The 23714-nt window shown below is 71.4% G+C and carries 21 protein-coding genes; 8 read left to right on the top strand and 13 right to left on the bottom strand.

Annotated features, from left to right (window positions below):
• Positions 1 to 61: 61 nt before the first annotated feature.
• A complete protein-coding gene (locus ACIBK5_RS25220; protein ID WP_399022678.1) occupies positions 62 to 1759 on the top strand; it encodes an amidohydrolase in 1698 nt (565 codons plus the stop codon).
• Here ACIBK5_RS25220 and ACIBK5_RS25215 read toward each other — a convergent pair.
• From ACIBK5_RS25215 to ACIBK5_RS25205, 3 genes are read right to left on the bottom strand one after another with little or no spacing between them, the layout of a single operon-like run.
• Positions 1722 to 2594, bottom strand: a complete 873-nt coding sequence (locus ACIBK5_RS25215) for a metal ABC transporter permease (protein WP_399022676.1) — start codon at positions 2592 to 2594, stop codon at positions 1722 to 1724. The two genes, ACIBK5_RS25220 and ACIBK5_RS25215, sit on opposite strands and share 38 nt — an antisense overlap.
• On the bottom strand, positions 2591 to 3439 hold the full coding sequence (locus tag ACIBK5_RS25210; protein ID WP_399022674.1) for a metal ABC transporter ATP-binding protein: 849 nt from the start codon (positions 3437 to 3439) through the stop codon (positions 2591 to 2593). The genes ACIBK5_RS25215 and ACIBK5_RS25210 overlap by 4 nt, the downstream gene beginning before the upstream one ends.
• Positions 3436 to 4356 (bottom strand): metal ABC transporter solute-binding protein, Zn/Mn family, encoded by a 921-nt coding sequence (locus ACIBK5_RS25205; RefSeq protein ID WP_399022672.1) that lies wholly within the window; start codon positions 4354 to 4356, stop codon positions 3436 to 3438. Before ACIBK5_RS25205 ends, ACIBK5_RS25210 begins: the two co-directional genes overlap by 4 nt.
• Positions 4357 to 4531: 175 nt before the next feature.
• Between ACIBK5_RS25205 and ACIBK5_RS25200 the strand changes: the two genes are divergently transcribed.
• The 3 genes from ACIBK5_RS25200 (at position 4532) to ACIBK5_RS25190 (ending at position 6683) form a co-directional block, all read left to right on the top strand.
• Positions 4532 to 5212, top strand: a complete 681-nt coding sequence (locus ACIBK5_RS25200) for a transcriptional regulator (RefSeq protein WP_399022669.1) — start codon at positions 4532 to 4534, stop codon at positions 5210 to 5212.
• Positions 5209 to 6186 carry a pyridoxal-phosphate dependent enzyme gene (locus tag ACIBK5_RS25195; RefSeq protein WP_399022667.1) on the top strand — a complete coding sequence of 326 codons (978 nt, stop codon included), beginning with the start codon at positions 5209 to 5211 and terminating at the stop codon, positions 6184 to 6186. The genes ACIBK5_RS25200 and ACIBK5_RS25195 overlap by 4 nt, the downstream gene beginning before the upstream one ends.
• A gap of 140 nt (positions 6187 to 6326) precedes the next feature.
• The gene (locus tag ACIBK5_RS25190; RefSeq protein ID WP_391108961.1) at positions 6327 to 6683 is read left to right on the top strand and encodes a cupin domain-containing protein; all 357 of its coding nucleotides are present in this window, start codon (positions 6327 to 6329) and stop codon (positions 6681 to 6683) included.
• Positions 6684 to 6802: 119 nt separating this feature from the next.
• On the opposite strand, the gene ACIBK5_RS25185 is transcribed toward ACIBK5_RS25190, so the two are convergent.
• The 4 genes from ACIBK5_RS25185 to ACIBK5_RS25170 form a co-directional block, all read right to left on the bottom strand.
• Positions 6803 to 8167: a VWA domain-containing protein gene (locus tag ACIBK5_RS25185; RefSeq protein WP_399022665.1), complete on the bottom strand. Its 1365-nt coding sequence runs from the start codon at positions 8165 to 8167 to the stop codon at positions 6803 to 6805.
• On the bottom strand, positions 8164 to 9021 hold the full coding sequence (locus ACIBK5_RS25180) for an AAA family ATPase (protein WP_399022664.1): 858 nt from the start codon (positions 9019 to 9021) through the stop codon (positions 8164 to 8166). The genes ACIBK5_RS25185 and ACIBK5_RS25180 overlap by 4 nt, the downstream gene beginning before the upstream one ends.
• 155 nt (positions 9022 to 9176) lie before the next feature.
• Complete coding sequence (locus tag ACIBK5_RS25175) at positions 9177 to 10484, bottom strand: FtsX-like permease family protein (protein ID WP_399022663.1); 1308 nt, start codon at positions 10482 to 10484, stop codon at positions 9177 to 9179.
• Positions 10485 to 10487: 3 nt separating this feature from the next.
• Positions 10488 to 11273: an ABC transporter ATP-binding protein gene (locus ACIBK5_RS25170; protein WP_399022661.1), complete on the bottom strand. Its 786-nt coding sequence runs from the start codon at positions 11271 to 11273 to the stop codon at positions 10488 to 10490.
• A gap of 156 nt (positions 11274 to 11429) precedes the next feature.
• Between ACIBK5_RS25170 and ACIBK5_RS25165 the strand changes: the two genes are divergently transcribed.
• On the top strand, positions 11430 to 12224 hold the full coding sequence (locus ACIBK5_RS25165) for an SDR family NAD(P)-dependent oxidoreductase (RefSeq protein ID WP_399022659.1): 795 nt from the start codon (positions 11430 to 11432) through the stop codon (positions 12222 to 12224).
• Here ACIBK5_RS25165 and ACIBK5_RS25160 read toward each other — a convergent pair.
• The 6 genes from ACIBK5_RS25160 to rhaI all read right to left on the bottom strand — a co-directional run bounded on the left by ACIBK5_RS25160 (position 12200) and on the right by rhaI (position 19916).
• On the bottom strand, positions 12200 to 12862 hold the full coding sequence (locus ACIBK5_RS25160; protein WP_399022657.1) for a lactate utilization protein C: 663 nt from the start codon (positions 12860 to 12862) through the stop codon (positions 12200 to 12202). The genes ACIBK5_RS25165 and ACIBK5_RS25160 overlap by 25 nt on opposite strands.
• Positions 12859 to 14337, bottom strand: a complete 1479-nt coding sequence (locus ACIBK5_RS25155) for a LutB/LldF family L-lactate oxidation iron-sulfur protein (RefSeq protein ID WP_399022655.1) — start codon at positions 14335 to 14337, stop codon at positions 12859 to 12861. The genes ACIBK5_RS25160 and ACIBK5_RS25155 overlap by 4 nt, the downstream gene beginning before the upstream one ends.
• On the bottom strand, positions 14334 to 15089 hold the full coding sequence (locus ACIBK5_RS25150; protein WP_399022653.1) for a (Fe-S)-binding protein: 756 nt from the start codon (positions 15087 to 15089) through the stop codon (positions 14334 to 14336). Before ACIBK5_RS25150 ends, ACIBK5_RS25155 begins: the two co-directional genes overlap by 4 nt.
• Positions 15090 to 15159: 70 nt before the next feature.
• A complete protein-coding gene (locus tag ACIBK5_RS25145) occupies positions 15160 to 16608 on the bottom strand; it encodes a rhamnulokinase family protein (RefSeq protein WP_399022651.1) in 1449 nt (482 codons plus the stop codon).
• Positions 16605 to 18644, bottom strand: a complete 2040-nt coding sequence (locus ACIBK5_RS25140; protein WP_399022649.1) for a bifunctional aldolase/short-chain dehydrogenase — start codon at positions 18642 to 18644, stop codon at positions 16605 to 16607. The genes ACIBK5_RS25145 and ACIBK5_RS25140 overlap by 4 nt, the downstream gene beginning before the upstream one ends.
• Before the next feature lie 111 nt (positions 18645 to 18755).
• Positions 18756 to 19916, bottom strand: coding sequence for an L-rhamnose isomerase (rhaI, locus tag ACIBK5_RS25135; RefSeq protein WP_399022647.1), 1161 nt, complete (start codon positions 19914 to 19916; stop codon positions 18756 to 18758).
• A 261-nt stretch (positions 19917 to 20177) separates the two neighbouring features.
• On the opposite strand from rhaI, the gene ACIBK5_RS25130 reads away from it, so the two are divergent.
• Genes ACIBK5_RS25130 through ACIBK5_RS25120 form a run of 3 tightly spaced genes read left to right on the top strand, consistent with a single transcriptional unit; the run spans position 20178 to position 23702 of the window.
• Positions 20178 to 21695, top strand: coding sequence for a sugar ABC transporter ATP-binding protein (locus ACIBK5_RS25130; protein WP_399022644.1), 1518 nt, complete (start codon positions 20178 to 20180; stop codon positions 21693 to 21695).
• Positions 21692 to 22732, top strand: a complete 1041-nt coding sequence (locus ACIBK5_RS25125; RefSeq protein ID WP_399022642.1) for an ABC transporter permease — start codon at positions 21692 to 21694, stop codon at positions 22730 to 22732. Before ACIBK5_RS25130 ends, ACIBK5_RS25125 begins: the two co-directional genes overlap by 4 nt.
• The gene (locus ACIBK5_RS25120; RefSeq protein WP_399022640.1) at positions 22725 to 23702 is read left to right on the top strand and encodes an ABC transporter permease; all 978 of its coding nucleotides are present in this window, start codon (positions 22725 to 22727) and stop codon (positions 23700 to 23702) included. Before ACIBK5_RS25125 ends, ACIBK5_RS25120 begins: the two co-directional genes overlap by 8 nt.
• The last annotated feature ends 12 nt before the right edge of the window (positions 23703 to 23714 follow it).

The following is a 23714-nucleotide window of genomic DNA, read 5'->3' as shown; positions in this document are numbered from 1 at the left end:
ACCGGAACCCGAACCCGAACCCGAACCTGAACCTGAACCTGAACCCGAAATGAGGTCACCCGTGAGCGACACCGCTCCCACCCTCGTCCTGACCGGCGGTCAGGTCCTCACCGTCGACGCCGGCTTCACCGTCGCCGAAGGCGTGGCCGTGCGCGGCCGGGACATCCTGGCCGTGGGCAGCGACGCGGAGATGCGAGCCCTGGCCGGACCCGGCACGCGGATCGTCGAACTGGGCGGCCGGACCGTGCTGCCGGGCATCAACGACTCGCATCTGCACGGGGCCGCCTACGGGATGACCAATCCGCCGTTCGCCATCGACGTCGGCCATCCGGCGGTCGGTTCCCTCGCGGACATCGCCCGGGCAGTGGCCCGGGCGGCACGGGACGCCCCGGACGGCGAGTGGATCGTCGGCCTGGGCTGGGACCCCGGCTATCTCGCGGAGTGCCTGGCCGACCCGGGCCGCTTCCCGCACCGCCGGGACCTGGACGAGGTGGCGCCGCACCACCCGGTCTGTCTGACCGACTTCTCCTCGCACATGGTGTGGGCCAACTCCGAGGCGCTGCGCCGCTGCGGCATCGACGCGGACACCGCGTCCCCGCCCGGCGGCGTCATCGACCACGACCCCGACGGCCGGCCGACCGGCATCCTGCGCGAGGCCGCCGGGCGGCTCGTCCAGGCGGAGCTGCCCGCCCCCACCGTCGCCCAGCGCCGCCAGGCCATCCAGGGCGTGATCCGTGAGCTGCACGCACGCGGCATCACCAGCTACACCGAGCCGGGCCTCGGCCCCGGCGGCACCGGAACCCTCTTCGGCGGTCTGAGCACGGACAACTGGCGCGCGTACGCCGAACTCGCGGCCGAGGGCGCACTCGAAGCCCGTGTCAGCGTCCTGCTGCTGCCCGCCCCCATGGGGGGCTCCGCCGACGACGTCCGCGAGGGCCTGGCCGAACTGCGCCGCCCCGAGTCGGCCGACCCCCGGCTGCTGCGGGCCATCGGCGTCAAGGTCTTCGGGGACGGCGTACCGCCCAACCGCACGGCCTGGATGAACGAGCCCTACCCGGAAGGCGGCCACGGCGCCCTGTGCGTGCACGGCGACACCCCCGCGCTCCAGGCGGACGAACTGCGCGAGATGATCCGGGTCGCCCATGAGGCCGGATTCCAGCTCGGCGTGCACGTCACCGGCGACCGGGCCATCGACACGGTCGTGGACGCCTTCGTCGCCGCGAACACCGCCGCACCGCGCCCGGACGCCCGCCACTACGTCATCCACGGCGACTTCATCAGCCCCGGCAGTCTCGCCAAGCTCGCCGCACACGGCTATGGCGTCAACATGAACCCCGCCATCAAATGGACCATCTCCGATCTGATGGACGAGGTCGTGGGCCCCGAACGCTCCGCCTACCAGTGGCCGGTGCGCTCCGCGCTCGACGCCGGAGTACGGGTCTGCGCCAGCTCCGACGCCCCGATCACCGAGCCCGACTGGCGGCAGGGCGTGGCCTCGATGATGCTCCGCGAGTCCAAGGCCAGCGGCCGGCCCAGCGGCCCCGAACAGTGCGTGCCGCTCGCCGACGCCCTGCGCGCCTACACGGCCACCGCCGCCTGGCAGGACTTCGCCGACGACTGGAAGGGCACCGTCGAACCCGGCCGGGCCGCCGACCTGTGCGTACTGGACCGGCCGCTGCTCGACCTCGACCCGCACGAGATCACCGAAGTGCGGGTGGACCTCACCGTGTTCGACGGGCGGGTGGTCTTCGAACGCTGAGCCGCCGGCCGGCCACCCGGCTCACGGCGTAGACGCCGAAGGAGATCGTCGTGACGTAGGGGCTGATGGGGATGCTGCTGCCCAGGGCGAGCAGGATGCCGCCCTCGATCGAGGCCACGGCGAACAGCACGCTCAGCACGGGCAGCAGTACCGGCGAAGCGGTGACGCGGGCGGCGGCAGCGGCCGGGGTGACGACCAGGCTGAGCACCAGCAGCGCGCCGACGACCTGCACCGACAGGGCGACCGCGAGCCCGAGCACCAGCATGAACGCGAAGGACAGCGCCCGCACCGGCACCCCGCGCGCCTGCGCCACATCCGGGTCGGTGCTGGCGAAGGCGAGCGGACGCCACATGACCGCCAGGGCGATGAGCACCAGCACGGACGTGCCGAGCAGCCACGACATCTGCGGTGTGTCCACAGCGACGATCTGCCCGGTGAGCAGCCCGAACTTGTTGGCCGCCCGGCCCTGGTAGAGGGCCAGGAAGAGCACGCCGAGGCCCAGCCCGAACGGCATGATGATGCCGATCACCGAGTTGCGATCGCGGGCCCGCGTCCCCAGCACCCCGATGACGCCGGCCGCCAGGAGCGAGCCGGCGATCGACCCCGCCACGATGTTCACACCCAGCAGCAGCGCCGCCGACGCGCCCGCGAAGGACAGTTCGCTGATGCCGTGCACCGCGAACGGCAGGTCCCGCATCAGCACGAACACCCCGGCCAGCCCGCCCACGAGCCCCAGCGCCACGCCCGCGACGAGGGAGTTGCGGACCAGGCCGAGGAGTTCGCCGTAGTCGGTGAAGTCGAAGATCTGGTGCCAGATCCCGGCGGCGAGCGTCATGCGCGCACTCCGTCCGGCTCGTCCGACGGCTCGGGATGGTGCGCCGGTGCGGCCGGTTCGTCGGGCGCCCCCGCGACCACCACCCGGCCGCGCACCCGTACGACATCGACCTGTGTGCCGTACAGCCGGGACAGCGACTCGGAGGTCAGCACCTCGTCCGGGGTGCCGACGCGGTGGCCGCCGGGGGCCAGGTACAGCACCCGGTCGGCCGGCCCCAGCACCGGGTTGATCTCGTGCGTCACGAAGACCACCGCCGTGCCGTGGGAGCGGCGCCGGGCGTCGATCAGTTCGGTGACGGCCCGCTGGTGGTTCAGGTCGAGCGACAGCAGCGGCTCGTCGCACAGCAGGATCCGCGGGTCGGTGGCCAGGGCCTGGCCGATGCGGACGCGTTGCCGTTCGCCGCCGGACAGCGTTCCGAGCGGGACATCGGCGTAGGCCGAGGCCCCGACGGCTTCGAGGATCTCGTCGACCCGGCGACGGACCCCGGCGGTGCGCAGCCGTGGCCCGAAGCGGTGCCCGTCGATGCCGAACCGCACGAGATCCCGGGCGCGCAGCATGGCCTGGGCGGACAGCGCGGCCTGCTGCGGGACATAGCCGATCTCCCGGGCGGCGTCGCGCGCGGGGCGGCCGAGGACGGTCAGGGTCCCGGCGGACAGCGGCCGGCGGCCCAGCAACGCCCGTACGAAACTGGTCTTGCCCGCACCGTTCGGCCCCAGCACGGCCAGGAACTCCCCGGCCCGTACGTCGAGATCGAGGCCGCTCCACACCTCGCGGGCGCCGTACGCCAGGGCCGCGCCGCGCAGACTGATGACAGGAACGCCGCCCTGCCCGGATATCGCGGTCACTTGGCCAGCGCGCTCGCGAGCGCGTCGACGTTGGCGGTCATCCAGCCGAGGTAGTCCTTGCCCTTCGGCAGGGTCTCGGTCACGGGTACGACGGGGATGCCGGCTGCCTTGGCCGCCGCCTCGGCCTTCTCGGTCTGCGGGCCGGTGGTCTGCGCGTTGTAGACGAGGGCCTCGACCTTCCTGCCGCTGAACAGCGCCAGGTTCTCCCGGAGGATCCGCGGGGAGACGTCGTCACCCTCCTCGATCGCCTCGCTGAACGCGGCGGGAGTGCGGTTGACGAGACCGCCGGCCTCCGTCATGTACAGCGGCACGGGCTCGGTGATCGCCACGCCCGCACCGCCGTGCTCCCTCTTGATCCGGGCCTCCTTCGCCTCCAGTGGCGTGAGCCGGGCCTTGAAGGCGGCGGCGTTCTTCTTGAAGACGGCCGCGTCGGACGGGTCGGCCCGGGTGAGGGCCGCGGCTATGCGGTCGGCGACCTTGGCGACGGTGGGGAAGTCGTACCAGACGTGCTCGTTCAGCTCGCCGCCCTTCGGCGCGGTCTTGCCGGAGACCTTCACCGCGTCGATCACCTGGGCGGAGTCGTTGTGGCCGCCCTTCAGCATGCGGCCGACGAAGTCGTCGTAGCCGCCGCCGTTCTCCACGACGACCTCGGCCTTGGACAGGGCCAGCTGGTTCTGGGGGTCGGCCTCGTAGGAGTGCGGGTCCTGGTCGGGGTCGCTGATGATCGAGGTGACGTCGACGCTGTCGCCGCCCACGCGCCGCGCGATGTCGCCGTAGACGTCGGTGGAGGCGACCACCGAGACGCGGGCCGGTGTGCTCTTGGCGCCGGCGGAGTCCGACGAGCTGCCGCAGCCCGCGAGCAGGGCCAGGGACGCGCTGGTCAGCAGCGCCAGGCGGCGGGACGTGGACAGGGGCATGGCTCCTCCATGACGGACGTGCACAGGGGTACTTGGCAGCGCCACGCTAGATGGGAATGAATGTCAAGAGCGGGTTCTGGCCGAAGTCATGTGAAAACCATTGCCAATTGTTGAAGCGGAGGTCCGGGTCGATCTGGACTGGAAATCCAATCGTTGGATGCGTAGTCTAATTTCCATGCGAGAGCCTCTGACCGCGGAACGGGATGCGATCCTCGCCGCGCTGACACCGGTCGTCGAAGGAATCGCCGCGACCTTCGGGCCGGTCTGCGAGGTCGTGCTGCACGACTACCGGAACCCGGAGAAGTCGGTGGTCGCCGTCGCCGGATCGGTGACCGGGCGGACGGTGGGCGGTGCGATGAGCGAGATCGGCATGCGTGTCCTCGCCCGGGGGGACGAGGCGGCCGACGAGCTGAACTACGTGACCCGCACCCGGAACGGGGCGCTGGTGAAGTCCTCCACGATGGTGCTGCGGGACTCCACGGCGACCGTGTTCGGCGCGCTCTGCGTCAACGTGGACGTCGGCGCCGTCAGCCAGGTCCACGGTCTGCTCGGCGCGCTCGCCGGAATACGCCCCGAGCCGGCGGAGCTGCCGACCACCACCTTCGGCAACGACATCGACGCCGTGGTCGACGCCCTCGTCGACGCCCACCAGTCGAAGCAGCGGGGGAGCTGGGCGGAACTGGACCGCGCCGAGCGCCTGGAACTGTTCGGCGGGCTGGACAACCGCGGTGTCTTCGCCGTGCGCGGCGCGGTCGAGCAGGTCGCCGCCCGGCTCGGCATCTCCCGCGCCTCCGCATACAACTACCTCTCCCAGGCCCGGGCCGCCCACGACACTCCCACCGGAGGATCCGCGTGACGACCACCAGCCCACCGGTCACCCCCGACGACGTCCGGGCCGCCGCCGCCCGGCTCAAGGGCGTCGCCCACCGCACCCCGGTGCTGCGCTCCCGCACCCTCGACGCGCTCGCCGGTGCCGAGATCCACCTCAAGTGCGAGAACTACCAGCGCGTCGGCGCCTTCAAGTTCCGCGGCGCCTACAACGCCGCCTCCCGCCTCACCCCCGAGCAGCTGTCGCGGGGTATCGCCGCCTACTCCTCCGGCAACCACGCCCAGGCCGTCGCCCTGGCCGCCCGTGAGCTCGGCACCACCGCCGTGATCGTCATGCCGGAGGACGCCCCGCCGTCGAAGCGCGCGGCCACCGCCGGGTACGGCGCCGAGATCGTCACCTACGACCGCTACACCGGCGACCGCGTGGCCATCGCTGAGGCCCTGGCCGCCGAACGGGGTCTCACCCTCATCCCGCCGTACGAGCACCCGCACGTGATGGCCGGCCAGGGCACGGCCGCGCTCGAACTCCTCGAAGAGGCGGGAGAGCTGGGGGCGATGGTGACACCGGTCGGTGGCGGCGGGCTCATGGCCGGGAGTGCCACGGTGGCCAAGGGGCTGTACCCGGACATCCGGATGATCGGCATCGAACCGGAGGCCGGGGACGACACCAGGCGCTCGCTGGAGGCCGGACGGCGCATCAGTATCCCGGTGCCGCACACCATCGCCGACGGGCAGGCCCTGCACACACCGGGCGAACTCACCTTCTCCGTCAACCGGCGGCTCGTCGACGAGATCGCGCTGGTCGGCGACGACGAGATCCGGGACGCGATGCGGTTCGCCTTCGAACGCCTGAAGATCGTCCTGGAGCCGAGCGGTGCCACTCCGCTCGCCGCTCTGCTGACCGGCCGCGCGGGCCGTCTCCCGCGCCGCGTCGGCGTCATCCTCTCCGGCGGCAACATCGACGCCGGACGCTTCGCCGAGCTCTGCGGGCACCAGGTCTGAGCGGGCGTTCCCTGGTTGGCGGCCCCGGAGGGACGGGCGGACGATGGAGGGGAGAGGCCGGCCGCCGACGCGCGGTGTCCAGGGCCGCCGGGGAGACCGGCCCCCGGCCGCGGTGCGCCGCGGCCGGAAGGGAGCGCGTCATGTTGGAAGTGAAGACGCTCGACAAGCCGGACGAGCGGCGTGATTTTCCCCGTGGCCACCTCGAAGCCGTCCATATGACGGAGCTCGACTTCGCCGTGGCGACCTTCGAGCCCGGCTGGCGCTGGTCCGAGTCCGTGGGCCCGATCGCGGGCACCGACACCTGCCAGATGCACCACAACGCCTACATGCTCCAGGGGCGCATGCACATCCGGATGGACGACGGTGGTGAGACCGAGGTCGGCCCCGGCGACGTCTACGTGTGCACACCCGGCCACGACGCCTGGGTGGTGGGCGACGAGCAGGTCGTGGTCTACGACTTCCAGGGGCAGTCGGCGAGGGAGTTCGCGAAGAAGTAGCGCCCGCCCGCTCTCCGGAAACCGATCGATTTACACGTCCCGTCATGGGAACCGATCGGTTTCCGTGCCGCTCGCGCGCTCTCCACCCGCGACTCGCAGTCGCCTGATCACACCCTCGGTCACACCGGCAGCAGCCGTGCCACCAGTGCGCTGAGCTGTGCGACATTGCGGCACTCGTGCATCTCGACCAGCTCGGCGTAGACCGGCGCGACGGAATCGCCCGTGCCCCACAGGGAGCGCTGCTCGGGGTTCAGCCAGTAGACGCGGCGCGCCCGCCCGGCGATCTGCCTTACGGCGGGCAGATTCGGGTCGCTCCGGTTGGTCCGGGCGTCACCGAGGACGAACACGGTCGTGCGCGGACCGACCGCGTCGCCGTGGATCTCCGCGAACTCGCCCAGCGCCGTGCCGTAGTCGCTGCTGTCGTGCCATCCGGTGAGGGTGGCCTCCGCCCCGATGCGGGCGCTGAGCCCCTCCGGGTCCGCGGTGCCGTGCCGGAGGAGCGCGGTCACCTCGTCGATCCGGTTGACGAAGGCGAACACCCGCACCTTGCTGAACTGGTCGTGCAGGGCCTGGACCAGCAGCATCGTGAAGTCCGAGAAGCCGGACACCGAACCCGACACATCGCACAGCAGCACCAGTTCGGGGCGGGCCGGTCGGCGCCGGCGCAGCACCGGCTTCATCGGCACCCCGCCCGTCGACAGCGAACCGCGCAGGGTCCGGCGCAGGTCGATCGTGCCCCGGGAGGCGCGGCGGCGCCGCGCCGCGAGCCGGGTCGCGAGCTTGCGGGCGAGCGGCTGAACCGCCCTGCGCAGTTCCGCCAGCCGGGCCTTCCCGGCGAACAGGAAGTCGACCTGCTCGGTGGTCGGGGCCACCGCCCGCCGGGCGATCTCGTCCCGGTCGCGCCGCTCGGCCACCCGGCGCCGCGCCTCCGTGGCCACCAAGGCGCGGAAACCGTCTATGCGTCGCCGGATCTCGTCCTCCAGCAGCCGGTCGGCGAAACCCGGACTGCCGCCCTGCCCCCGCACATTGTCCCGGACCCGGGCGAGCAGGGTCCCCGGGCGAAGCCGTTCGAGTGCCTGGTACGACGACCAGCCGTCCGACTCCGCCGAGGAGCCGTAGCCCCCGAAACCGTCGACCGCCTCGACCGCCAGCCGGCCCAGCAGCGCCCGGTCGTCGGCGGCGAGCGCGGCTGCCAGCCGGTCGCGCAGATCGTCCCGTCCGGCGGCCTTCCGCTCCGGGCCGCCGACGCTCCGCGGGAAGTACAGGTCGAAGACCGGGTCGAACACCCGCCGTTGCCCGGTGCCGTGCAGCAGCGTCGCCGCCAGCCCCTCGCGCAGCAGCTCACGGTCCGTGAGGCCGAGCGCCTCGATCGCCTGCCCCGCGTCGACCGTCTCGCCGGTGCCGATCCGGATGCCGTGCGCGCGCAGCGCCCCGACCAGGGACGTCAGCCGCTCCGCGACGCCCGCGTCCGTCGGGGTGGTCACAGGGCTTCCAGGTCGAGCTTGGCGCTCGCCTTGAGGACGTCCTCCTGATGCTTGAGGAGCACGCCGAGGCTGGCCCGCACCACCGTCTCGTCCAGGGTGCCGGCGCCCAGCGCGAGCAGTGTGCGCGCCCAGTCGATGGTCTCGGCGACCGACGGCACCTTGCGCAGGTCCATCGCCCGCAGCGCGCCCACGACCCGGACGACCGAGCGGGCCAGCGCCTCGTCGAGCCCCGGCACCTTCAGCCGTACGATCCGGCGCTCCAGCTCCTCGTCAGGGAAGCCGATGTGGAGGAAGAGGCAGCGGCGGCGCAGCGCCTCGGACAGCTCCCGGCTCGCGTTGGAGGTCAGGACGACGAAGGGGCGGCGCGTCGCCGTGATGGTGCCCAGCTCGGGCACGGTCACCTGGAAGTCGCTGAGCACCTCCAGGAGCAGGCCCTCCACCTCGACGTCCGCCTTGTCGGTCTCGTCGATCAGCAGCACTTTCGGGTCGTCGCCCCGGATGGCGGTCAGCAGCGGCCGGGTGAGCAGGAACTCCTCGCTGAAGATGTCCGTGCGCGTCTCGTCCCACGACTCGTCGCGGCCCGCGCTGATACGCAGGAGCTGCTTGGCGTGGTTCCACTCGTACAGCGCCCGGGACTCGTCGACCCCCTCGTAGCACTGGAGGCGCACCAGGCGCGCTTCCGCGACCTCGGCGACGGCCTTGGCGAGCTCCGTCTTGCCCACCCCGGCCGGGCCCTCGACCAGCAGTGGCTTGCCCAGGCGGTCGGCGAGGAAGACGGTCGTGGCGACGGCGGGCGAGGCGAGATACCCGGTACCGGCCAGACGTGCGGAGACGTCGTCGACGGATGTGAACAACGGGGCCTCCAGGTCAGCGGCTGGACGGAGCACTATCTAAGCGCTTGTTCAGCCAGGATGTCACGCGTCCGGCATACGGCGAAAGGGCGGCCGCCGCAGCGACCGCCCCCCCTCACGGCCGCCGCAGCGACGGCCCCTCGTGACCGTCCTGTTCGTCACGCCATCGCGACCGCCCCGACGGCCGGAGTGCGCAGCGTCCGCCGGGCCGTCGCCAGGCTCGTGCCCAGCGTCACCACCGCCGCGACCCCGACGACCGCCGAGCCGATGCCGAAGAACTCACCCGGCACGACCTCGTCGGTGCGCACCACCGTGAAGGGCACGACCCCCGCCAGCGCCGCCAGCGTGCCGAAGACCACCCCCGTGACCATCAGGATCAGCCCTTCGACCCCGACCAGCCCGAGCACCTGCCCCGGCGTCGCCCCCGCGAGGCGCTGCTGCCCGAACTCCCGGAGCCGGTAACTGGTCGCCGCATAGAGCGAGTTGACCAGCATGACGCACACGAAGACCACGATGATCCCGACGACCGTGAAGTTGAGCGTCTCGAGGTTCTTCGCGTCGACCGACTTGACCATGCCCGAATCCTCGACGGCGTCGCTCTCCACCGCCTGCATGGTCAGCGTGGCCGTGGCGACCGCCGTGAACAGGATCAGCGACATCAGGATCCCGGCGAGCTGCCCGGCCCGCTCGCGCAGATTGCGCACCGCCAGCCAGCCGCTCGCGCCGCCGAGCTGAAGCCGGTCCAGCACGGCCGCCAGCAGCCGCGGCGCCCGCAGCGCGCACCCCACGGACAGCAGGATCGCCCCGTACGCCGGCGGCGCCATCAGCGCGGAGTCCGTCGCCGAGAACACGAACGTCGAGGTCGCCGAGGCGACTCCGGCCACCAGAGCCGCGTAGGCGAGGACCGTTCGCGCCCGGCCCCGCTGCCGGCTCCCGCCCGTCGCGCGCCGCACGGCGAGGAACGCGGCCCCCACGGCGGCGACCAGCGTGATGGCGACACCGGACGCCGACGCCACCGGGCCGAAGGAGTACTCGACGGACCGCGCGACCTGACCGCTGTCCTGGAACACCTCCAGCAGTGCCCGGCCGCCGAGCAGCGCCGGGCCGATCGCCAGCGCCACGCCCACCAGGGCCACGGCCAGCGCCTCACCCACGACCATCCGCTTGATCTGTGCCGGAGTCGCCCCCGAGCAGCGCAACAGCTCCATCTCGGCGGCCCGCTGGCGCACGTTCACCGTCAGCGTCGAGGCGATCGCGAAGAACACCAGCAGGGTGCCGTAGCCGCCGACCACGCCCGCCGCGGTGGACAGGGTCTCCTCGCTCACCGGGTCCACGCCCGGCTGCCCGGCGGTGTCGTGCATCGAGTTGAACGTCATGACGATCGCCGCGCCGAGGAACGCGGACAGCAGGGTCGCGAGGAACCGCCCGGGCCGCCGCCGTATCGACCGCATCGCGAGGACGAACACGGCTCACACCCCCGCCCGCACGTCGTCACCCAGGTGCGCCAGCCGCTCCGCGACCGCGTCGGCCGTCGGCGCGTCCATCCGGCCCGCGAGCCGGCCGTCCGCCAGGAACAGCACGGTGTCGGCGTACGAGGCGGCGACCGGGTCGTGCGTCACCATCACCACGGTCCGCCCGTGCACCCGCACCGCCTGCCGGAGCAGCCGCAGCACGTCCCGCGCGCTGCGGGTGTCCAGCGCGCCCGTCGGCTCGTCCGCGAAGATCACCCGCGGTTCGGTGACGAGCGCCCGGGCGATCGCGACCCGCTGGCGCTGCCCGCCCGACAGCTGATCGGGCCGGTGTCCGAGCCGGTCGCCGAGTCCCACCGCTGTCAGCACCTCGCGGACCCGCCGCCGGTCCACCTTCCGCCCGGCCAGCTTCAGCGGCAGCACCGTGTTCTGGGCGACGGTCAGCGTCTCCAGCAGGTTGTACTGCTGGAACACGAACCCGATCCGCCCGCGCCGGAACCTGGTCAGCTCGGCCTCGCCGCCGCCCGTCAGCTCCGTGCCGTCGACCTGAACGATCCCGCTGTCGGGCCGGTCGAGTCCCGCCGCGCACTGCAGCAGCGTCGACTTGCCGGAACCGGACGGCCCCATCACCGCCGTGAACGTGCCTCGCCCCAGACCGAGCGTCACACCGTCCAGGGCGGTCACGGCGCTGTCGGCGCTCCCGTAGGTCTTGGTGACCTTGACCAGCCGCAGCGCCTCGGGCGCGGGCCCCGGGTCCTGGTCCTTTCGTGGGCCGGTGCGCACCATCGTCGTCCCCCTTCGTCCGACACGCCCTGTGTCTCGTCCTCGACGCTACGGAGAAGGCGACGTGACCACACTGGCCGCAGAACCCGTATCGGGGGGTGTACTCAGCGACACCTCGGGGGTACCCGATCGCACCAGCACCGAAAGGGTTGACCCGGCATGCAGATCGATCTGAAGGGCCGCACCGCTCTGGTGACCGGCTCCACACAGGGCATCGGCGCCGCGATCGCCTCGGGCCTGGCCCGGGCGGGCGCCAGGGTGGGTGTCAACGGCCGCTCGCCCGGGCGGGTGCAAGAGGCCGTGGACCGGATGCGGGGCGAGGCCCCCGGCGCCGACCTGGTGCCCGTGGCCGCCGATGTGACGACCGAGGAGGGCGCGCGGCAGGCGGTGGACACGTTGGGGCAGGTGGACATCCTCGTCAACAACCTCGGCGTGTTCGAGTCCGCGGACCCCCTGGAGATCAGCGACGACGAGTGGCGGCGCTACTTCGAGGTGAACGTCCTGGCCGCCGTACGCCTCACCCGGCTCGTCCTGCCCGGCATGACCGGACGCGGCTGGGGCCGGGTGCAGTACATCGCCAGCGACTCGGCGGTCGTCATCCCCGCCGAGATGATCCACTACGGCATGTCGAAGACCGCCCTGCTCGCGGTGAGCCGGGGCTTCGCCAAGCAGGCGGCCGGTACCGGCGTCACGGTGAACTCCGTCATCGCCGGGCCGACCCACACCGGCGGCGTCGAGGACTTCGTCTACCAGCTCGTCGACCGCGAGCTGCCCTGGGACGAGGCCCAGCGCGCCTTCATGCGACAGCACCGGCCGCAGTCCCTGCTCCAGCGGCTGATCGAGCCGGAGGAGATCGCGAACATGGTGGTCTACCTCGGCTCCGACCAGGCCTCGGCGACCACGGGCGGTGCCCTGCGTGTCGACGGCGGTTACGTCGACTCGATCCTGCCCTGACCGACCAGCACCACTTCCAGCGTGCGCGGCCCGTGCACCCCCTCGACCCGGTCCAGCTCGATGTCACTGGTCGCCGACGGCCCCGAGATCCACGTCAACGGGCGCGCCGGGTCGAGGCGTTCGAGGCCCTGCGGCACCGACGACACGACCTGCCCGGGGACGCGGACCACGCAGATGTGGTGGTCCGGGACGAGAGTGATCCGCCGTCGGCCCTGGTCGGGCGAGCCGTCCAGCACGATCGTCCCGGTCTCCGCGATCGCGACCGCACAGGCCGTCACGACACTGTCCACCCGGTCGAGTTCGCCCGGAGTGCTCTCCGCCCGGTCCGCCACCCGCGTCACCCCGGTCCGCTCCAGCCACGCCGGGTCCAGCCCGGGCGGCACCAGTACCGAAGCCGACCCGCGCTCGTCCAGCAGCCCCGCGATCAGCGCGGCCAGCCCTTCGGCGTCCGTGCGGTGCACGACGGCCCGGTAGTCCGCCAGGTTCTCGGCCAGCAACTCGACGGTCTGCTCGGCACTCCGGTCCCCGTGCTCCCGCGCATAGTCGCGCGCGACCGCCTGCTCGTACGGCGTGTCGTCCCGCGGCACATCCGCCAGCGCGCGCCGCACCCGCCCCAGGATCCGCTCCCTGCTGTTCACTTGGCCCCGTCCTTCCCACCACGCGTCCGCGACCACCAGTCCCGGAACGGCTCGGCGGGCACCGGCGGCAGCTCCCGGGTCCCGCTCCAGGCCCGGCCGGGCCCCGGCAGCGTACGGGGATGGAAGCGCCGGGTCCGCGAGGCGGCACGCTGGCCGGTGCGCAGCGCGCCGGGGTGCGTGAACGCCCAGCGGGCCGCCCGCATCGCCGCACGCTCGGCGGCATGCCCCTTCGCGGGCCGCAGCACCACCTTGTTGCCCTCCCGGGTGACCTCACCGCCCTCCACGACCCGTTCCCGCAGATGCACCAGCACCTCGGGGATGTCGATGGCGACCGGGCACACCTCGTAGCACGCCCCGCACAGCGAGGACGCGTACGGCAGCGAGGCGTCGATCTCGCTGGCCGTGCCCCGCAGCTGGGGGCTGAGGATCGCGCCGATCGGGCCCGGGTACACCGAGCCGTAGGCGTGGCCGCCGGCCCGTTCGTACACCGGGCACACGTTGAGGCACGCCGAGCAGCGGATGCAGCGCAGCGCCTGCCGGCCGACCTCGTCGGCCAGGGTGTCGGTGCGGCCGTTGTCCAGCAGCACCAGATGGAAGGCGCTGGGCCCGTCCTGGTCGGTGGTGCCGGTCCACGTCGAGGTGTACGGGTTCATGCGCTCGGCCGTGGAGGAGCGGGGGAGGGTCTGCAGGAACACCTCCAGGTCCCGCCACGTGGGCACGATCTTCTCGATGCCGACGACCGAGATCAGCGTCTCGGGCAGGGTCAGGCACATCCGGCCGTTGCCCTCCGACTCCACGACCACCAGGGTGCCCGTCTCGGCGACCATGAAGTTGGCGCCGGAGATGCCGACCTTGGCGCGCAGGAACTTCTCCCGCAGATGCAGCCGGGCCGCCTCGGCGAGCTCGGCGGGCGTGTCGGTGAGGCCCTCGGGGGCCGGCCGGCCCCACTCGCTCATCTCGGAGCGGAAGATGTCCCGGATCTCGCCCCGGTTGCGGTGGATGGCCGGGACGAGGATGTGCGAGGGCCGGTCCTTGCCCAACTGCACGATCAGCTCGGCGAGATCGGTCTCGTAGGCGCGGATGCCCTCGGCCTCCAGCGCCTCGTTGAGCCCGATCTCCTGCGTGGCCATCGACTTGACCTTGACGACCTCCGACTCGCCGGTCATCTTCACCAGCTGGGTCACGATCTCGTTGGCCTCGTCCGCGTCGGCGGCCCAGTGCACGACGCCGCCCGCGGCCGTGACCGACTCCTCCAACTGTTCGAGATAGCGGTCGAGATGGCCCAGCGTGTGGTCCTTGATCCGCTTGCCCGCCTCGCGCAGCTCGGACCAGTCGGACACCTCCGTCACGGCCTTCGCCCGCTTGGCGCGGATGGTGTGCGTGGCGTGCCGCAGATTGCCGCGCAGCGTCTCGTTGCCCACGGCCTCCCGTGCGGCCTCCGGAAACGCCGGCATGCCGAGATACGTCCCGCTCATACGGCCGGTTCCTCCTCCGTGCTCGCCAGGATCTCCGCGATGTGCACCGGCCGCATGCCGGTCCGCAGCCGGGTCATCGTGCCGCCGATGTGCATCAGACAGGAGTTGTCGGCCGCGCACAGCACCTCGGCGCCCGTCGACTCGGCGTTGCGCACCTTGTCGGCGCCCATCGCCGCCGAGACGTCGGAGTTCTTCAGGGCGAAGGTGCCGCCGAACCCGCAGCACTCGTCCGCCCCCGGCAACTCGGCCAGCTCCACACCCTTCACGGCCTGGAGCAGCCGCCGAGGCCGGTCGCCGAGTCCGAGTCCGCGCAGTCCGTGACAGGTCGGGTGGTACGTGACCTTGTGCGGGTAGTAGGCCCCGACGTCCGTCACTCCCAGCACGTCCACCAGGAACTCCGTGAGTTCGTACGTCTTCGGCACCACCGGCGCCAGCGTGGCCGCGAGGGTGTCCCCACGCCCCTCGGCCCGGGCCCGCTCGCCCATCCTCGGATACAGCTCGCGCACCATCGCCCCGCACGACCCGGACGGTGTCACGATCGCCTCGTACTCGCCGAAGACATCGGAGAAATGCCGGGCGAGCGGCTCGGCCTCGTGCCGGTATCCGGTGTTGTAGTGCGCCTGTCCGCAGCAGGTCTGCGCCATCGGGAAGTCCACGTCGACACCCAGTCTGGTCAGCAGTTTCACCACGGCGCGCCCGGTGTCCGGATACAGCGTGTCGTTGACGCAGGTCAGGAACAGGGCGACACGCATCGCGGCTCCTTGTGGTCGATCATCGGATGAGTGAAGCGTAGTGCGGGGACAGGACCCGGGGGAGACCCCGTCAGTCCCCGGCGAGCCGGTCCCGCGCGGCGCGCCACCGCCCGGTCCCGCCGCGCGGCTCGTACCGCGTGAGCGGCTGCGTACGCACGAGCAGCCGCCGCATCCCTTCCAGGTCACCGACCAGACCGTGCGCCCGCGCCTGCACCAGCACGTTCCCCAGGGCGGCGGCCTCCGTCGGCCCGGCGACCACCGGCAGCCCGCAGGCGTCGGCGGTCAGCTGGCACAGCAGCGCGTTGCGCGTACCCCCGCCCACCACGTGCACCACGTCGACCGGATGCCCCGCGAGCCGCTGCGCGTCCTTGATGGCCTCGCGATGCGCGAGCGCGAGGGAGTCGAGGATGCAGCGCGTCACCTCGGCAGGCGACTCGGGCACGGGCTGTCCGGAGGCCCGGCACGCCTCGGCGATCCGCTCGGGCATCCGCCCCGGCGCGAGAAACGCCGCGTCGCCGGCGTCGACCACGGACCGCAGCGCCGGCACCTTGGAGGCCTCCAGCAGCAGCGCGCCCAGATCCGTGTCGCCCCAGGCCCGCACGCACTCCTGGAGCAGCCACAGCCCCATGATGTTGCGCAGATACCGGACCGTGCCGTCCAGCCCCAGCTCGTTGGTGAAGTTGGCCGCCCGGCTCTCCTCGGTCAGCACCGGAGCGTCCAGCTCCAGACCGGCCAGCGACCAGGTGCCGGTGCAGATGTACGCGAACCGCTCACCCGACGCCGGTACGGCGGCGACCGCCGACGCGGTGTCGTGCGACCCGACGGCCGTCACCGGCACGGGACCGGTCAGCCCGGTCTCCTCCAGCACCTCCGGCCGCAGCACCCCCGCGGCGTCCCCGGGCTGCCGCAGCGGTGCGAACAGCCCGAGATCGATGCCCAGCCGCTCGGCGACCCCGTACGCCCAGTCCCGGGTGCGCGGGTCGATCAGCTGGGTCGTCGAGGCGTTGGTCAGCTCTGTGCCCTGCTCACCGGTCAGCCAGTACGTCAGCAGATCCGGCATCAGCAACAGCCGCCGAGCCTGGGCGAGTTGGGCTGTGGAACGGGCGGCGGTCAGCTGATACAGGGTGTTGAAGGGCGCGTACTGAAGCCCCGTAGCCGCGTACAGCTCCTCGGCGGGCACGGTCGCCCACACCTTCTCCGCGACGCCCTCGGTACGGCTGTCGCGGTAGTGCACCGGGTTGCCGAGCAGCGCCCCGTCGGCGTCCAGCAGGCCGTAGTCCACAGCCCAGCTGTCGATGCCGACGGAGTCGACCCGCCCGGTCGCCCGCAGCCCGTCCAGCACCCCCGCGTAGAGCCCCAGCACGTCCCAGCGCAGCCCCTCGGGCACCCGCACCGGCCGGTTCGGGAAGCGGTGGGCCTCGCTCAGCTCCAGCGAGTCCGGGCCGACACGGCCGACCATGACGCGCCCACTGGACGCGCCGAGGTCGACCGCGGCGTACGACTTCACACTCGCGCTCATCGCAGGAAGGCGGCCGCGACGCCGGCGTCGACCGGGATGTGCAGCCCGGTGGTGTGGGTCAGGTCCCCGCCGGTCAGCGCGAAGACGGCGTTGGCCACATGCTCGGGCAGCACCTCGCGCTTGAGGATGGTCCGCTGCGCGTAGAACTCACCCAGCTTCTCCTCCTCCACCCCGTACACGGCGGCCCGCTTCGCTCCCCACCCACCGGCGAAGATCCCGGACCCGCGCACGACACCGTCCGGGTTGATCCCGTTGACCCGGACCCCGTGCTCGCCCAGCTCGGCGGCGAGCAGCCGCACCTGGTGGGCCTGGTCGGCCTTGGTGGCCGAGTAGGCGATGTTGTTGGGCCCGGCGAACACGGCGTTCTTCGAGGCGATGTAGACGATGTCGCCCCCGAGCCCCTGCGCGATCATCACCCGTGCCGCCTCCCGCGACACGAGGAAGGAGCCGCGCGCCATGATGTCGTGCTGGAGGTCCCAGTCCTTGGCGGAGGTCTCCAGCAGCGGCTTGGAGATCGAGATACCGGCGTTGTTGACGATGAGGTCGACTCCGCCGAAGGCCAGCACGGCCGCCCGGAAGGCCTCGGCGATCTGCTCCTCGGACGTGACGTCGACCGTCACCGCGACGGCCTTGTCGGACCCGCCCAGCTCCTCGGCGACGGCGGCGGCGTTCTCACCGTTCAGGTCCGCGACGACGACACACGCCCCCTCGGCGACGAGCCGGTGCGCGATGGCCTTCCCGATCCCGCTGCCCGCACCGGTGACGAGCGCGACCCGCGTGGCCAGTGCCTTGGGCTTCGGCATCCGCTGAAGCTTGGCCTCCTCCAGCGCCCAGTACTCGATACGGAACTTCTCCGACTCCTCGATGGGCGCGTACGTGGAGACGGCCTCGGCGCCCCGCATCACATTGATGGCGTTGACGTAGAACTCCCCGGCCACCCGCGCGGTCTGCTTGTCCTTGCCGAACGAGAACATCCCCACGCCCGGGACCAGCACGATCGCCGGGTCGGCGCCGCGCATGGCGGGGGAGTCGGGCAGGGCGTGCCGCCGGTAGTAGGCGGCGTACTCCTCGCGGTACCCGGCGTGCAGCTCCTTGAGCCGTGCGACGGCCTCGTCGAGCGTCGAGGACGGAGGCAGGTCGAGGACCAGCGGTCGGACCTTGGTCCGCAGGAAGTGGTCCGGGCAGGAGGTGCCCAGCGCCGCCAGCCGCGGATGCTCGGCGCTCGCCAGGAAGTCGAGAACGACCTCGGAGTCGTCGAAGTGCCCGACCTGAGGCCGGTCCTGGGAAGCGAGAGCGCGTACGTACGGCGCGAGCGCGGCGGCCCGCTCCCGGCGCTCACCGGCGCTCAGCGCGGCATACCCCTCGATCACCGGCCCGAAGGGCTCGTCCTTCCCACGCTCGGCGAGGAACGTCTCGGCGGTCCGGATGATGTGCAGCGAGTTCCGCTCGCACTCCTCGGAGGTGTCACCCCAGGCGGTGATCCCGTGCCCGCCGAGAACGCATCCGATGGCCTGCGGATTGGCCTCCTTCACGGCGGCGATGTCCAGCCCCAGCTGGAACCCGGGCCGCCGCCAGGGCACCCACACCACACTGTCCCCGAAACACTCGGCGGTCAGCTTCTCCCCGTCGGCGGCACAGGCGAGCGCGATCCCGGAATCAGGATGCAGATGATCGACATGCGCGGCCCCGACCAGCCCATGCATGGCGGTGTCGATCGAAGGAGCCGCCCCACCCTTCCCGTGCAGGCAGTAGTCGAACGCGGCGACCATCTCGTCCTCGCGCTCCACCCCCGGATACACATCGACGAGCGCCCGCATCCGATCCAGCCGCAACACGGCCAGCCCGCCCTCGGTCAACGTCCCCAGATCCCCACCGGACCCCTTGACCCACATCAACTCCACATCACCCCCGGTGACGGGATCGGTCTCGGTGCCCTTGGCGGAGGCGTTGCCGCCTGCGTAGTTGGTGTTGCGGGGATCGGATCCGAGCCGGTGGGACCGAGCGAGCAGAGCAGCGGCCTCGGGATGGGGTGCCATGGAGAGGAGTTCCTTTCAAGGGACGGCGGATGACTTACCTAGGGGCGCGGGGAACTGCGCGACCGGCCACAACCGGCCCGCACCCCGCAATCAACAGATCTCGGCAGACGCTTACGCCCCCCACCCCGCCTGCTGCCCACCAACCCGCTCGGCAACGATCTTCTCGCCCCACCCGGACCGCCGATAAGCCGAAACAGGGTCGGGGTCCAACCCCAATTCCTCCCGCACCTCCCGAAGCAACGGCCGCACATCCGTGTTGTACGCATCCATCACCACGGCATTGGCCTCCAACACATCCCCCGCCCCCTGAGCCGCGCGCAGCGCATCCCCATCGACCAGCAAGGCCTTGGCCGTAGCCTCCTGCACATTCATCACCGACCGAATGATCGCCGGAATCTTCGCCTCGATGTTGTGACACTGATCGAGCATGAACGCGACCTCAGGCGCGAATCCCCCACCCCGAATCACCTCGTACATGATCCGGAACAACTGGAACGGATCCGCCGCCCCCACCATCAGGTCGTCGTCCGCGTAGAACCGCGAGTTGAAGTCGAACCCCCCGAGCTTCCCCTCACGCAACAGCGTCGCCACGATGAACTCGATATTGGTCCCCGGCGCGTGATGCCCCGTGTCGACCACGACCTGCGCCTTCGGCCCGAGCTTCAGACAGTGGGCGTACGCCGTACCCCAGTCCGGAACGTCCGTCGTGTAGAACGCCGGCTCGAAGAACTTGTACTCCAGCAGCATCCGCTGCCCCTCGCCCAGCCGCTCATAGACCTCGGCCAGCCCTTCGGCCAGCCGGTCCTGCCGCCCCCGGATGTCGTCCTGCCCGGGATAGTTCGTCCCGTCGGCGAACCACAGCTTCAGATCCGCCGACCCCGTCGCGTCCATGATGTCGACGCAGTCCAGCAGATGATCCACGGCCTTCCGCCGCACCGCCGCGTCCGGATGGCAGATGCTCCCGAGCTTGTAGTCGTCGTCCTGGAAGGTGTTGGAGTTGATCGCGCCGAGCCGCACACCACGCCGCTCCGCGTGCTTCGCCAGCGCCGCGTAGTCGTCGACCCTGTCCCACGGAATGTGCAGGGCCACCGTCGGGGCGACCCCCGTGAACTCGTGCACCTTCGCCGCGTCGTCCAGCTTCTCGTACGGATCACGCGGCACGCCCGCCTGCGCGAACACCTTGAACCGGGTGCCCGAGTTCCCGTACGCCCACGACGGCGTCTCGACGGCCTGGGTCTTGAGCGCGGTCTTCGCCGCGGCGAGCTCGGTCACGTCAGGGCTCCTGTGGCATCGGGTCGTAGCGACCACTGAATGAAACGATTCAGGACGCGAAGCTATGGGTCCCCCGAAGGGGTGTCAACCCCTCCGGCTCACACGGTTTCCCGTGACCAGCGCGTGACCTTCTGTCCTCGAAATATTTTCGACCGGGACCCATTGACGTGACATGTGCGGCCCGCCTAACGTCCCGGCAACCCAGTTGAAACCTTTCACGACGCCGAGAGGGCCTCCCGCCGGCGTCGTCGAGGAGCCCTCATGACCCACCCGTCCACCACGGGTCCGGCCCCGGTTCTGGCACTGAGGGACGTGTCCAAGTCCTTCGGCGCGGTCCGCGCGCTGCGGGATGTCTCCCTGGAGCTGTTCCCCGGGGAGGTGCACGCCCTCGCCGGCGAGAACGGCGCCGGCAAGTCCACCCTCATCAAGGCACTCGCCGGAGTGCACCGGCCGGACGCCGGCCAGGTGCTGCTCGACGGAGCGCCCGTCGTCTTCAACGGCCCCGGCGACGCCCGCGACGCCGGCATCGCCGTGATCTACCAGGAGCCCACGCTCTTCCCCGACCTGTCGATCGCCGAGAACATCTACATGGGCCGCAGGCCCAAGCGCGCCCTCGGCCGGATCGACCACAAGGCCACGCACAACGCGACCGCCGCCCTCATGGAGCGCCTCGGCGTCGAACTCGACCCCGACCGGCCCGCCCGCGGTCTGCCCATCGCCGACCAGCAGATCGTCGAGATCGCCAAGGCCCTCTCCTTCGACGCCCGCGTCCTGATCATGGACGAGCCGACCGCCGCCCTCACCGGCAGTGAGGTCGCCCGCCTCTTCGGCGTCGTACGCACCCTGCGCGACCAGGGCGCCGCCGTGCTGTTCATCTCCCACCGGCTCGAGGAGATCTTCGAGATCTGCCGGCGGGTCACCACCCTGCGCGACGGCGCCTGGATCGCCAGCGAGCCCCTGGACGGCATGACCGAGGACGACCTGGTGCGTCGCATGGTCGGCCGCGACCTCGACGAGCTGTACCCCAAGCAGGACGTGACGCCGGGCGAAGTCGCCCTGAGCGTGCGCCGCCTCACCCGCGAGGGCGTGTTCACCGACGTCTCCTTCGAGGTGCGGCACGGGGAGATCGTCGGCCTCGCCGGGCTCGTCGGCGCCGGGCGTACGGAGGTCGCCCGGGCCGTGTTCGGCATCGACCGCTGGGACGCGGGCGAGGTCTCCGTACAGGGCAAGGCCCTCGTCAACGGGGCCCCCTCCACCGCGATGTCCGCCGGACTCGCCCTGGTCCCAGAGGACCGGCGCGCCCAGGGCCTGGTGATGGACATGTCCATCGAGCGGAATATCGGCCTCACCGGGCTCCGTAAGACCGTCAAGGCGGGGCTGATGGACCGCGGCGCCGAGCGCAGCCGGTCCCTCGACTGGGCCGTCAAACTCCAGGTGAAGTACGCCCGGATCGCCGACACCGTCAACACCCTGTCCGGCGGCAACCAGCAGAAGGTCGTGCTCGCCAAGTGGCTGGCCACCGGCCCCAAGGTGCTGATCGTCGACGAGCCGACCCGGGGCATCGACGTCGGCACCAAGGCCGAGGTGCACCGGCTGCTGTCCCAGCTGGCCGCCGACGGCGTGGCCGTCCTGATGATCTCCTCCGACCTGCCCGAGATCCTCGGCATGGCCGACCGCGTGCTGGTGATGCACGAGGGCCGCCTCACCGCCGAGATCCCGCGCTCCGACGCCACCGAGGAATCCGTGATGGCCGCAGCCACCGGGAGGGCCGCCGCATGACGGTCGTCACTCCCCGAGAGGCCCCCGTGGCCGACGTGCCCAAGTCGAGCGGCACACGGCTTGTCGACCGGGTCTTCAAGATGCGCGAACTCGCCATCCTGGTCGTGTTCCTGGTGATGATCGCCGTCACCCAGGCCGGCAACAGCGAGTTCCTGTCCGAGCAGGGCATCAAGGACCTGCTGCTGAACGCGACGATCCTCGTACTGGTCGCCACGGGCCAGTCCCTGGTGGTCATCACGCGGAACGTCGACCTGTCCGTCGGATCCACGCTCGGCATCAGCGCCTTCGCCGCCGGAACGTATCTCCAGGGCGGCGGCAACCCGGTCGTGGCGATCGCGCTGGCCGTCCTGCTCGGCATCGGCTTCGGACTGCTCAACGGGCTGCTCGTCAGCCTCGGCCAGGTGCCCGCGCTCGTCGTCACCCTCGGCACGCTCTACATCATCCGCGGCATCGACTCCATCTGGGTCGGCTCCCGCCAGATCACCGCGGCCGACCTGCCCGGCGGGTTCGTCGACTTCGGCTCCGGCGGCATCTGGGCGGTGCCGTACCTGGCGCTGATCGCCCTGGCGGTGCTCGTGGCGACGGCCTACTACCTCAAGCACTACGGCAGCGGCCGCGAGCTCTACGCCCTCGGCTCCAACCCGGAGGCAGCCCGGCTCGCCGGCATCCCCGTCCGCAAGCGGATCCTCGCCGCGTACACCTTCTGCGGCGCCCTCGCCGGACTCGCCGGCGCGATGTACCTCGCCCGGTTCGGCAACGTCGACTCCGGCACCGGCACCGGCTACGAACTGACCGTCGTCAGCGCGGTCGTGGTCGGCGGCGTCGTCTTCACCGGCGGCTCCGGCAGCGTCTACGGCGCGGCCCTCGGCGCGCTGCTGCTGACCTCCATCAACAGTGTGCTGCCCGCCCTCGGTGTCAGCTCGGTCTGGGTGCTCGCCATCAACGGCATCCTGCTCATCCTCGCGATCGCGGTCGACCGGGTCGTCGCGCTGCGCGTGGCCTCCGCCCTGAAGAAGAGGAACGCCCGCCATGGCTGACATCTCCCTGAGCCGAGCGATTCGCTGGGACACGGTTGTGGGCGCCCTGCTCCTCGTCGTGCTGCTGTTCTCCTTCGGGTTCGTCGACGGCTTCGGCAACGCGCTCAACCTGTCGTTCCTGATCGGCAACACGCTTCCGATCGCTCTGATCGCCCTGCCGATGACCCTGCTGGTGGTGTCCGGGGAGATCGACCTGTCGGTGGCGTCGACCGCCGGTCTGTCCGGTGCGGTGATGGGGGCCCTGTGGAACCAGGGCATGGCCATCGAGACGATCATCCCGATCTGCCTGCTGCTGGGTGTGGTGTGCGGGCTGGTCAACGGGCTGCTGGTGACCAGGCTCGGGCTGCCGTCCCTGGCCGTCACGATCGGCACGCTCGCCGCGTACCGGGGTATCGCGCAGATCGTGCTCGGGTCCGACGCGGTGACCGACTTCCCCACGCAGTACCTGGACTTCGCGGCCGGGCGCCTCGGTGACACGTTCATCCCGTACGCCTTCCTGCCGTTCCTCGTCCTGCTCGCCATCGCCGTGGTCGCGCTGCACGCCACGCCGTTCGGGCGGTCGTTGTTCGCGACCGGGGCGAGTGAGGAGGCGGCGCGGTTCGCCGGTGTCCGCGTCAAGCGGCAGAAGCTGCTCCTGTTCACGCTGACCGGGTTGATGGCCTCGCTGACCGGCGTCTTCTGGGCGCTGCACTATGCGAGTGCGCGGTATGACAACGCGACCGGGCTCGAACTGTCCGTTGTGGCCGCGGTGTTGCTCGGTGGGATCGACTTCGACGGCGGCAAGGGCACGTTGGGTGGTGCGATCGCCGGGGTGTTTCTGCTCGGCGCGTTGCAGAACGTGATGAGCCTTCAGGATGTCTCGGCGCAGTCGCAGATCGTCGTCACCGGTGTGTTGCTCGTGCTTTCCGTGCTCGGGCCGCGGGTGGCTCGGCAGATCGCCGTCTTGCGTGCGCAATCGTCGTCCGGCTGACCCGCTTGTTCG

Source organism: Streptomyces sp. NPDC050546 (assembly GCF_044457425.1).
In the GTDB taxonomy this organism is placed as follows: Bacteria; Actinomycetota; Actinomycetes; order Streptomycetales; family Streptomycetaceae; genus Streptomyces.
Note: the sequence above shows the minus strand (reverse complement) of the source record. Positions and strands in the feature narration are given on the sequence as shown.

Bases quoted from the DNA above. Each gene is read 5' to 3' on its own strand.
- ACIBK5_RS25170 (WP_399022661.1), bottom strand. From the start codon at position 11,273: ATGGTGCGCACCGGCCCACGAAAGGACCAGGACCCGGGGCCCGCGCCC.
- ACIBK5_RS25165 (WP_399022659.1), top strand. From the start codon at position 11,430: ATGCAGATCGATCTGAAGGGCCGCACCGCTCTGGTGACCGGCTCCACA.
- ACIBK5_RS25205 (WP_399022672.1), bottom strand. From the start codon at position 4,356: ATGCCCCTGTCCACGTCCCGCCGCCTGGCGCTGCTGACCAGCGCGTCC.
- ACIBK5_RS25130 (WP_399022644.1), top strand. From the start codon at position 20,178: ATGACCCACCCGTCCACCACGGGTCCGGCCCCGGTTCTGGCACTGAGG.
- ACIBK5_RS25120 (WP_399022640.1), top strand. From the start codon at position 22,725: ATGGCTGACATCTCCCTGAGCCGAGCGATTCGCTGGGACACGGTTGTG.
- ACIBK5_RS25140 (WP_399022649.1), bottom strand. From the start codon at position 18,644: ATGGCACCCCATCCCGAGGCCGCTGCTCTGCTCGCTCGGTCCCACCGG.
- ACIBK5_RS25155 (WP_399022655.1), bottom strand. From the start codon at position 14,337: ATGAGCGGGACGTATCTCGGCATGCCGGCGTTTCCGGAGGCCGCACGG.
- ACIBK5_RS25125 (WP_399022642.1), top strand. From the start codon at position 21,692: ATGACGGTCGTCACTCCCCGAGAGGCCCCCGTGGCCGACGTGCCCAAG.
- ACIBK5_RS25215 (WP_399022676.1), bottom strand. From the start codon at position 2,594: ATGACGCTCGCCGCCGGGATCTGGCACCAGATCTTCGACTTCACCGAC.
- ACIBK5_RS25190 (WP_391108961.1), top strand. From the start codon at position 6,327: ATGTTGGAAGTGAAGACGCTCGACAAGCCGGACGAGCGGCGTGATTTT.
- ACIBK5_RS25200 (WP_399022669.1), top strand. From the start codon at position 4,532: ATGCGAGAGCCTCTGACCGCGGAACGGGATGCGATCCTCGCCGCGCTG.
- ACIBK5_RS25150 (WP_399022653.1), bottom strand. From the start codon at position 15,089: ATGCGTGTCGCCCTGTTCCTGACCTGCGTCAACGACACGCTGTATCCG.
- ACIBK5_RS25145 (WP_399022651.1), bottom strand. From the start codon at position 16,608: ATGAGCGCGAGTGTGAAGTCGTACGCCGCGGTCGACCTCGGCGCGTCC.